The sequence below is a fragment of the Clostridioides sp. ZZV15-6388 genome, assembly GCF_020657755.1.
Lineage (GTDB): Bacteria > Bacillota > Clostridia > Peptostreptococcales > Peptostreptococcaceae > Clostridioides.
In genome coordinates, this window is record NZ_JAGWCU010000060.1 from 1 (window position 1) to 9,411 (window position 9,411).

Genomic DNA, 9,411 nt, shown 5'->3' on the forward strand with positions numbered 1-9,411 from the left:
TAAAGATTATGTGGTTACAATAGCAGAGAGGATACACCTGTTCCCATTCCGAACACAGAAGTTAAGCTCTCTAGCGCTGATGGTACTTGGTGGGAAACTGCCTGGGAGAGTAGGACGTAGCCACGTAGTCTTTTTTATTGTTTGCCATAAAACATAAAATCTAAAATTAAACAGAATATAAACTCTGTATTGATTTATACTAAGATAAAATATAAAATTATATAATATAGACAAAAAGTTTTGATTTAGAAAGAAGGTGTAATATGAATTCTAATGAAAGAAGAAACAAATTAATAGATATTTTAAAGGAATCTAAGCATCCTGTAAAAGGTGGAGTGCTAGCGGAGCTATTAAATGTAAGCAGACAAGTAATAGTACAAGATATAGCGCTTATAAGGGCTAAAGGCTTTGAAATAATAGCTACACCTCAAGGATATATAATATATAATCAACCATATTTTTCCAGACAAATAAAATGTAAAAATCATAAAAATTCCCAAGAAATTTATGAAGAACTAAGAATTATTGTAGATTTAGGTGGAATTGTAAAAGATGTTATTGTAAATCATCCAACATATGGTCAAATAACTGCAGAACTTAATATTTATTCTAAAATGGATATAGATGATTTTATGAGAAAAGTTGAAACAAATGAGTTTAAACAATTATCAGTCTTAACAGAATGCAGTCATATTCATACAATTGAAGCACTCAAAGAAAAGACTATTGAAGATATAATAAAAAAATTAGACGACAGTGGAGTATTATCATAAGGAGGAGTTAAATGAATTTTTTGTCATTGGCTAAGACTACTTCAACAAACAGTAATATAACGAAGAGAACTTTAGAAAATATGCTTAATAATTTCAGTGATAATATACCAAATATTATATATGCAATAACAATATTTATAATAGGTATTTATATAGCTAAGATAGTAAGAAAGATGGTTTCTAAGTTTCTAATTAAATATGGAATGAGTAAAGGTGTAAATAATTTTATTGTATATGGTATATATATATCAATGCTATCCATCATATCATTGATAAGTTTAGGGATTATAGGAATACAAACTACATCAGTTGTAGCGGTCTTAGGAGCGGCTGGATTTAGTATAGGACTAGCATTTAAAGAAATATTATCAAATCTAGGCTCAGGCATGATTATTTTGTTTTTTAAGCCATTCAATATAGGTGATTATATTCAAGGGTCAGGTGTAGAAGGTACAGTTTCTGACATACAAATATTTAGTACTGTTCTTAAAACTCCAGATAATAAAACTATAATAATACCAAATTTTCAATTGACAAGTAATAATATAATTAATTACACACATCAAAATAAAAGAAGGATAGATTTTTCGTATAATATTTCTTATGATAGCGATATAGATATAGTTAAATCTATATTAAATGAAATTTTTACAAATGAAAAAAGGATACTAGATGACCCAAAGCCAATCATAGGGTTAAACTCTATAGGTAATAATACTATGCAAATAGTTGCCAGACCTTGGGTTAAAACTGATGATTACTGGGATGTATACTTTGATGTAATGGAAAAAGTTAAGAAGAAATTTGATGAAAATAAAATAGAAGTTCCATTTATTCCTGCTTCATTATTGTTTAGTAACACAAGTAATTTAAATTCTTTGGATAAAAGATAATATTTTAATTAAACAAAAAAATCAAACTTAAGATAATAAATTAAAGAAAATTCTAAAAAAAAATTGAATAATAGTATTGAAAGATGTTAATATATATAATATAATGATTATCAAATAAAACAATTAGTTAAAAGCATTGAAAGAAAATAGTAAAAAACAGGTTGTATTCAGAGAATGAGTGGATGGTGAGAACTCATTACAATGGTTTTTGAATCTACTCTAGAGCTTCTAGTTAAAGCTAGACGTTTACCTACGTTACAGGTCTGAGAGGATTATACATATGGGTATAATCAATTAGGGTGGCAACGCGGATAAAAGATTTTCGTCCCTTTTATAGGGTAAACGGAGGTCTTTTTTTATTTTCCAAATTTGTTTAAACTAAGAATTTGAAGTTAAAAATATTTTAATTTAAATTGGAATTATTAATTTATATTATAAAAATTATTAGGAGGAATTAATATGTTAGATATTAAAAGAATAAGAGAAAACTTAGATGATATTAAGAAAGCTATGGAAATAAGAGGCGAAAAAGAATTCGACCTTGATGCTGTAGTGGAATTAGATAATAAAAGAAGAGAGATACTTCAAGAAGTTGAAGTTATGAAAAATGAATTAAATGTAAACTCTAAAAAGATACCACAATTAATAAAAGAAGGAAAAGATGTAGAAGAGGAAAAAGCAAGATTAAAAGAATTATCAGACAAGATAAAAGGTATTGATGAGAAAGTAAAAGAAGTTGAAGCAAAAATGGAATATGCATTGATGAGAATTCCAAATGTACCTCATCCAGATGTGCCACAAGGTGAAACAGATGAAGACAATGTTCAAGTAAGAACTTGGGGAGAACCTACAAAATTTGATTTTGAACATAAAGCTCACTGGGATATAGGAACTGGTTTAGGCATACTAGACTTTGAAACAGCTGGAAAAATAACTGGTTCAAGATTTACTTTATATAGAGGACTAGGTGCTAGATTAGAAAGATCTTTAATGAATTTCTTCTTAAATACTCACACAGCTAAACATGGATATACAGAAGTTTTACCTCCATTTATGGCTAATAGAAATAGTTTTATAGGCACTGGTCAACTTCCTAAATTTGAGGAAGATATGTTTAAAATAGAAGGGCTAGAGTATTTCTTAATACCAACAGCTGAAGTACCTGTGACAAATATACATGCTAATGAAATATTAGATGTTGCAGAACTTCCAATAAAATATTGTGCATATACTCCTTGTTTTAGATCTGAAGCTGGTTCAGCAGGAAGAGATACAAGAGGTTTAGTTAGACAACATCAATTCAATAAAGTTGAATTAGTTAAATTTGTTAAACCAGAGGATTCTTATAAGGAATTAGAATCATTAACTCATGATGCTGAAACTATGTTACAAATGTTAGGTCTTCCATATAGAGTTGTAAGAATATGTACAGGAGACTTAGGATTTACAGCTGCTTTTAAATACGATTTAGAAGTTTGGATGCCAAGTTATAATAGATATGTAGAAATATCTTCTTGTTCAAACTTTGAAGATTTTCAAGCAAGAAGAGCGGGAATAAGATTTAAAAGGGATAAAAAATCAAAAGCAGAATATGTTCATACATTAAATGGTTCTGGATTAGCTATAGGAAGATGCTTAGCTGCTATATTAGAAAATTATCAACAAGCAGATGGCTCTGTAGTGGTTCCAGAAGAATTAAGACCTTATATGGGTGTTGATGTTATAAAATAATTATGTATTAATATTATATAAGTGATAATATATTTTAAGATTAAAAATATACTATAAGTAAATAGTAAATTAAAAAAAGTTATGAGATTTAATAATTTCATAACTTTTTTATGTTAATATATATAATAGAATATTCATCATAAAAAGCTAAATATTTTCATAAATCAACATTTAATTAGACTCTGAAATTTTTTTTTTAGGTTAATTTAAATTAAATGTAGCTATGCATAGCAATATATTAAATAAACAAAATAAAATTAAGTTGAATTATAAAATGAATTATGATAAGATAAGTTTGTTATAAGTTTTGGGAGGAATTATGGAAAGTTCATTTTATATGAAAGAAGCATTAAAAGAAGCATATAAAGCATATAATAAGAGAGAAACACCAATAGGTGCTGTTATAGTTAAAGATAATCAAATAATAGCAAGGGCTCATAACCTTACAGAAACATTGAAAGATTCTACAGCTCATGCAGAAATTTTAGCGATAAAGCAAGCATCAGAAAAATTAGGTGGGTGGAGATTGACAGATTGTGATTTATATGTTACACTAGAGCCTTGCATAATGTGTAGTGGTGCAATAGTTAATTCTAGAATAAAAAAGCTTATAATAGGGACAAGGCATATAAAAAATTCATATATAGAGAAACAGCATGAGTTTAAATTAGATTATTTTGAAAATAATAATGTAAAAGTGGCTTTTGATGTTTTGCAAGAAGAATGCTCGATCATATTGCAAGAATTTTTTAAGGAATTAAGAAAAAGAGATTAAGGAGAGATGGTCGAGTGGTCGAAGGCGCTCGCCTGGAAAGCGAGTATATGGGTAAAACTGTATCGTGGGTTCAAATCCCACTCTCTCCGCCAGAAACAATAAATAAAAGTAATTAAATATGGTTGTAATTTTGCTGTACTAGATGGGGAGGTAGCGGTGCCCTGTAACCTGCAATCCGCTATAGCAGGATTGAATTCCATCTAAAGGCTTATTTTTTGTAGGGCCGTCCTGAATAAGTGGTGTTGATGCTTAGGTCCTGCGCAATGAAAGCTCATGAACCCCGTCAGATCCGGAAGGAAGCAGCGGTAAGTGATCACTTTTGTGTGCCGCGGGGGTGCCTAAGTTGAGCTAACTGTTTTGGTAACGCCTATGGAATTAAGTCGATAGATGGTGTACAGCATTTAATATATAAAAGACTAATCCCTTAGATAATGAGGGATTTTTTTATTAATTTTACTAAAGAGAGGTAAAAAGATGCATAAAGCATTATATAGAGCATATAGACCACAAAGATTTGATGATGTTGTTGGTCAAGAACATATTATTAAGACTTTAAAAAATCAAATATACAATGATAATATAGGACATGCCTATTTGTTTTGTGGTACAAGAGGTACTGGGAAGACATCTACTGCAAAAATTTTTTCAAGAGCAGTAAATTGTTTAAATAAATTAAATGAAGAACCTTGTAATGAGTGTGAAATATGTGAATCAATATTAAAAGATAATACAATGGATGTTGTAGAAATAGATGCAGCATCAAATAATAGTGTAGATGATATAAGAGAGCTTAGAGAAAGTGTAAAATATTCTCCAGCTAATGCTAAATATAAAGTATATATAATAGATGAGGTTCATATGTTGTCTCAAGGAGCTTTTAATGCATTGTTAAAGACATTAGAAGAACCTCCCTCATATGTAATCTTTATATTAGCTACTACTGAACCTCATAAGATACCTGCAACTATTTTATCACGTTGCCAAAGATATGATTTTAAAAGAGTTACTGTTAAAGATATGACTCTTAGGATGAAAAAAATTTGTGAAGATGAAGGAATTGACATAGATGACAAAGCTCTTAATCTGATATCTAGAAATTCTCAAGGAGCACTTAGAGATGCTCTTAGCATATTAGACCAGTGTATATCATTTGGAGAAAATAAAGTAGATTATAAAGATGTTGTTGAGTTGATGGGAAGCGTGAATATAGAACAATTATTTGAATTGTCTCAATGTATTGTAGCGCAAGATACTAAAAAATCTCTTGAAATATTAAATGAATTTGTTTTATGGGGGAAAGATATAAGAAACCTTATAAATGATTTAATAGATCATTTTAGAAATTTAATGGTTTGCAAAGTATCATCAGAACTAGATGAAATAATCTCATTACCAGAAGAAACTATAGAGCAACTTAAATCTCAGTCTGAGGACATAGATATAAATGATTTAATAAGAATTTTAAATATGCTGTCAACAACTCAAGATGATATAAAATCATCTTCAAATCCAAGAGTCTTAGTAGAAATAACTATAATGAAGATTGCTCAGCCAATGTTTGATGAAAGTAAAGAAGCTCTTATTAAAAGGGTTGAGAATTTGGAAAAAATCATTGAAATGGGCAGCTTTAAAATTACAAATAATGATAGTGGTAAAGAAAATGAATATGAGGATAATAGAGAAATAAATTCAAAAAAAGAAAGCATCGTTTATGAAGAGGTAAAGAATGAAGACGTTCTACTTATAGAATCATCATGGAAAAATATACTTAAACAAATTAAAAAAGATAAAAAAATGCCAATATACGCTCTTTTAAGTGAGGTAAAAAGTTTTAATGTATATTCTAACATGTTATATGTAATATTTGATGATAAATTTGATTTTGCAAAAACTAGATTAAGCTCCCCAGATACAATAGATTATCTAGAGAAGACTATAAGAGAAGTTTTAAATAGAAGCTTTAGTGTAAAAATAGTATTGTCATCAGAAGTCAAAGATATAAATCTTGAAGTTAAAGAAAAAAAAGACATTGGTGAAGAGATACTAAAGAAGATAGTAAACGAAGAAATACTAGAAATAAAAGATAGTATTGATGAAAATGAAAGTAAATAATAAAATACTATTATGATATAATAATAAAATGAAAATAAGTTTAGGAGGAATAGTGTTTATGGCTAAAAAAGGTTTTGGAGGCGGAATGATGCCTGGTGGTGGAAATATGAATAACTTATTAAAGCAGGCTCAAAAGATGCAAGAAAACATGCAAAAAGCTCAACAAGAGTTAGAAAATAAAGAAGTAGAAGCTTCAGTTGGTGGAGGAGCAGTTACTGTAAAAGTTAATGGTAAAAAAGAAGTTTTAGATATAACTATTAAACCAGAAGTTGTTGATCCAGACGATATAGAAATGTTACAGGATTTAGTTTTAAGTGCAGTAAATCAAGCATTGAGAAATATTGATGATATACAAGCAAATCAAATGAGTAAGGTAACTGGAGGTATGAATATACCAGGGTTATTCTAGTAGGTGATATTTATGCAAGTTTATACAGGTCCAATAACGAGACTAATAGAAGAATTTTCAAAGCTTCCAGGAGTTGGAAGAAAGACTGCTCAAAGGTTGGCTTTTCATATTATTAATATGAATACTAATGATGTGGAGGCTTTATCTAAGGCAATTATAGACGCAAAAAGAGAGATAAAGTATTGTTCAATTTGTTGCAATATAACAGATACAGACCCATGTAGTATGTGCTCAAATAAGAATAGGGATTCTAGTACTATATGTGTGGTAGAAGATCCAAGAGATGTTGCAGCTATGGAGAGAATAAGAGAATTTAAAGGACAATATCATGTATTAAATGGAGTTATTTCTCCAATGGATGGTATTGGACCAGATATGTTAAAAATAAAAGAGCTTATACAAAGGCTTGGTAATCAAGATGTAAAAGAAATAATAATGGCTACAAATCCTACTATTGAAGGAGAAGCCACAGCTATGTATATTGCAAGATTAGTAAAGCCAATGGGAATTAAAGTTACTAGGATAGCTCATGGTCTTCCTGTTGGAGGAGATTTAGAATATGCAGATGAAGTTACAATATCAAAAGCATTGGAAGGTAGAAGAGAAATATAAAAATCGAGGTTATCACCTCGATTTTTGTAATTTTTTGGAGTTAAATTTAGATTAATTTTGATTTAGATTTATTGAATAAATTTCTTCTGTATTGTATAATTTGTTGTATAAATCATTTAAAAATTTTGATAGGGGTGCAACATGAAACCAATTATGAACTTAGAAGAACATAATGCAATGAAGGAAAAAAGAGTTAAAAAAATGAAATCAAAAGACAAGCCTAAATATGATGATTTTGAGGATATAAGTTTTTCTAACAAGAAAAAAACTAAGAAAACTCCAAGAAATAAAAACACTGAATTCAGAAATAACTATAAAAACTATCAGTATGATTATGAAGAAGATTTTTATGAACCAATCTAGTAATTAAATAATTAGAAGATAAAAAATCCCTAATAGGTACACTATAGGGATTTTATTTATTTTATTAATCAGAAATTATACTTAATACTAAATTAGCTATGTTTTGGGCTGAATTTGACTTTCTTATAGATTTTATATTTTTCTTTAACATTTCTAGCCTACTAGAGTCATCTATCAAAACTTTTAATAATATTGATAAATTATATTTCTTTGTAGTTCTAAGTGCTGCACCACAATTGGATAAGAAATCAAGATTTTCTTCTTCTTGTCCAGGTATATAATATGGAACTATCATGGGTACATCTTTTAAGAGTGCTTCAGTTGTAGTAAGTCCGCCAGGCTTACTGACTAAAACATCTATAGAAGCTAAAATGTCATTCATTTTATCAGTATATCCAAGTACACATACATTTTTGTCATGATAACGAGATACAAGTTTTTTTTCAATTTTCTCTTTTAAATTTTCATTTCTGCCAGTTATTACAAGTATTTGAAAATCTCTATCTGTATCTAATAACTCATCAAGAGTTTCTTTTATATTTCCAGCTCCAAAGCTGCCACCCATAAGTAAAACAGTTAATTTATCAGGAGATAAATTTAGTTCAGAAAGAACAATTCTTTTGTCTCTATGAGAATGGAACGATTTTTCAACAGGGATTCCAAATGTTCTAATTTTACTAGGTTCAACTCCATCAAATACTAATAATTCCTTTACATACTCATGACCAACAATATAGTAGTCAATCTCATTTTGTATCCATGTGGAATGAGTAGTATAATCAGTTAATACAGAAATAAGAGGAGGAACATTAATAGTACTTGTATGATGCTTATAAAAATGATCAGTAGAAGCATTTGTTTCATTATTATGTAAGTTAAAATTTTTTTTCAATGTGCTTAAAGCAATCATTGGAAAAGGATGTGTACCTATAATTAAATCTGGTTTTGTGTTTCTAATGAGTTTTTTTAATTTTTTTGCCATAAATGTAATTATTAGATTACCTTTAAATTCGTTTTTTGATAAAAGATTTGTTTCAGATAATCTATATACACTTCCATATGCTTTGGGTGTATATATGGCAGATTTTTCATATCCTCTTGAAATTATTTTATCCATTATGTTATTGACTAATTTCAAACTATCTATTATTTCGCATTCAACAGGCTCTCCGTCAATTGTTTTGGATGTAAGTTCTTCTTTAATAGCTAGAGCCGCTCTATTATGTCCACCACCAGTAGAAGCAGACATGATTAATACTTTTTTGCTCATAATAAAATCCTCCTAAAATGTAGCATAGTATTTATATAATACTTTGATATGTAAAAATTGTCATTCTCAATCAAATTATTGATAAATCATTTTTTAATAATAATCTAATACAAGATTACAAAAATTACAAGTGAAAGAAATGTAAATTAATTTTAAAAAAATGTGTATTACTACAAATAAAAAATTTAAATTATAGAATAAAAAGGAAAATTGGGCATAAAATATATATTAGTCCTATGAAATAAGGACTTTTGTTTATCATTAATTTATGAGAGTTAAGCTGATAAAACATAGAAAAATTAAAAATCTTAAAAAAAATAAAAAATTATATTGACTTGGATAAATAAAGGTGATATAGTATTACTTGTCCTTAAGAAAAGGGCAAACATGAAAAATGAACTTTGAAAATTAAACAGTAGGTTAATTTATAAAACAAGAAACAAACCATAAAGCCAGATATTTTGATAACAATA

At 28.4% G+C, this 9,411-nt stretch carries 9 protein-coding genes, 1 tRNA gene, 1 rRNA gene, 1 other RNA gene and 1 other annotated feature; of the genes, 11 read left to right on the forward strand and 1 reads right to left on the reverse strand.

Annotated features, from left to right (window positions below; translation table 11 throughout):
• Nucleotides 1-9 precede the first annotated feature (9 nt).
• The 11 genes from rrf (at nt 10) to KGF48_RS19450 (ending at nt 7,668) form a co-directional block, all read left to right on the forward strand.
• A 5S ribosomal RNA gene (gene rrf / locus KGF48_RS19400) occupies nt 10-126 on the forward strand.
• 137 nt (nt 127-263) lie between these two features.
• Entirely contained in the window at nt 264-773 is a 510-nt protein-coding gene (locus tag KGF48_RS19405) for a transcription repressor NadR (protein WP_227830450.1), read from the forward strand.
• 11 nt (nt 774-784) lie between these two features.
• A complete protein-coding gene (locus KGF48_RS19410; RefSeq protein ID WP_227868476.1) occupies nt 785-1,666 on the forward strand; it encodes a mechanosensitive ion channel domain-containing protein in 882 nt (293 codons plus the stop codon).
• A 127-nt stretch (nt 1,667-1,793) separates the two neighbouring features.
• Nucleotides 1,794-1,999 (forward strand) — a binding site (T-box leader).
• A gap of 126 nt (nt 2,000-2,125) precedes the next feature.
• Nucleotides 2,126-3,397 (forward strand): serine--tRNA ligase, encoded by a 1,272-nt coding sequence (serS, locus tag KGF48_RS19415; protein ID WP_227841250.1) that lies wholly within the window; start codon nt 2,126-2,128, stop codon nt 3,395-3,397.
• A gap of 319 nt (nt 3,398-3,716) precedes the next feature.
• Entirely contained in the window at nt 3,717-4,172 is a 456-nt protein-coding gene (locus KGF48_RS19420) for a nucleoside deaminase (protein WP_227841251.1), read from the forward strand.
• Nucleotides 4,173-4,264, forward strand: a tRNA-Ser gene (locus KGF48_RS19425).
• 41 nt (nt 4,265-4,305) lie between these two features.
• Nucleotides 4,306-4,570: signal recognition particle sRNA large type (ffs, locus tag KGF48_RS19430), an RNA gene on the forward strand.
• A 76-nt stretch (nt 4,571-4,646) separates the two neighbouring features.
• A complete protein-coding gene (gene dnaX / locus KGF48_RS19435; protein ID WP_227868477.1) occupies nt 4,647-6,284 on the forward strand; it encodes a DNA polymerase III subunit gamma/tau in 1,638 nt (545 codons plus the stop codon).
• Between the two features lie 58 nt (nt 6,285-6,342).
• Nucleotides 6,343-6,693, forward strand: coding sequence for a YbaB/EbfC family nucleoid-associated protein (locus tag KGF48_RS19440; RefSeq protein ID WP_227437598.1), 351 nt, complete (start codon nt 6,343-6,345; stop codon nt 6,691-6,693).
• A 12-nt stretch (nt 6,694-6,705) separates the two neighbouring features.
• The gene (gene recR / locus KGF48_RS19445) at nt 6,706-7,305 is read left to right on the forward strand and encodes a recombination mediator RecR (RefSeq protein WP_227830451.1); all 600 of its coding nucleotides are present in this window, start codon (nt 6,706-6,708) and stop codon (nt 7,303-7,305) included.
• A gap of 141 nt (nt 7,306-7,446) precedes the next feature.
• Complete coding sequence (locus tag KGF48_RS19450; protein WP_227830445.1) at nt 7,447-7,668, forward strand: hypothetical protein; 222 nt, start codon at nt 7,447-7,449, stop codon at nt 7,666-7,668.
• 64 nt (nt 7,669-7,732) lie between these two features.
• On the opposite strand, the gene KGF48_RS19455 is transcribed toward KGF48_RS19450, so the two are convergent.
• Nucleotides 7,733-8,938, reverse strand: a complete 1,206-nt coding sequence (locus KGF48_RS19455) for an MGDG synthase family glycosyltransferase (protein ID WP_227868478.1) — start codon at nt 8,936-8,938, stop codon at nt 7,733-7,735.
• Between the last annotated feature and the right edge of the window lie 473 nt (nt 8,939-9,411).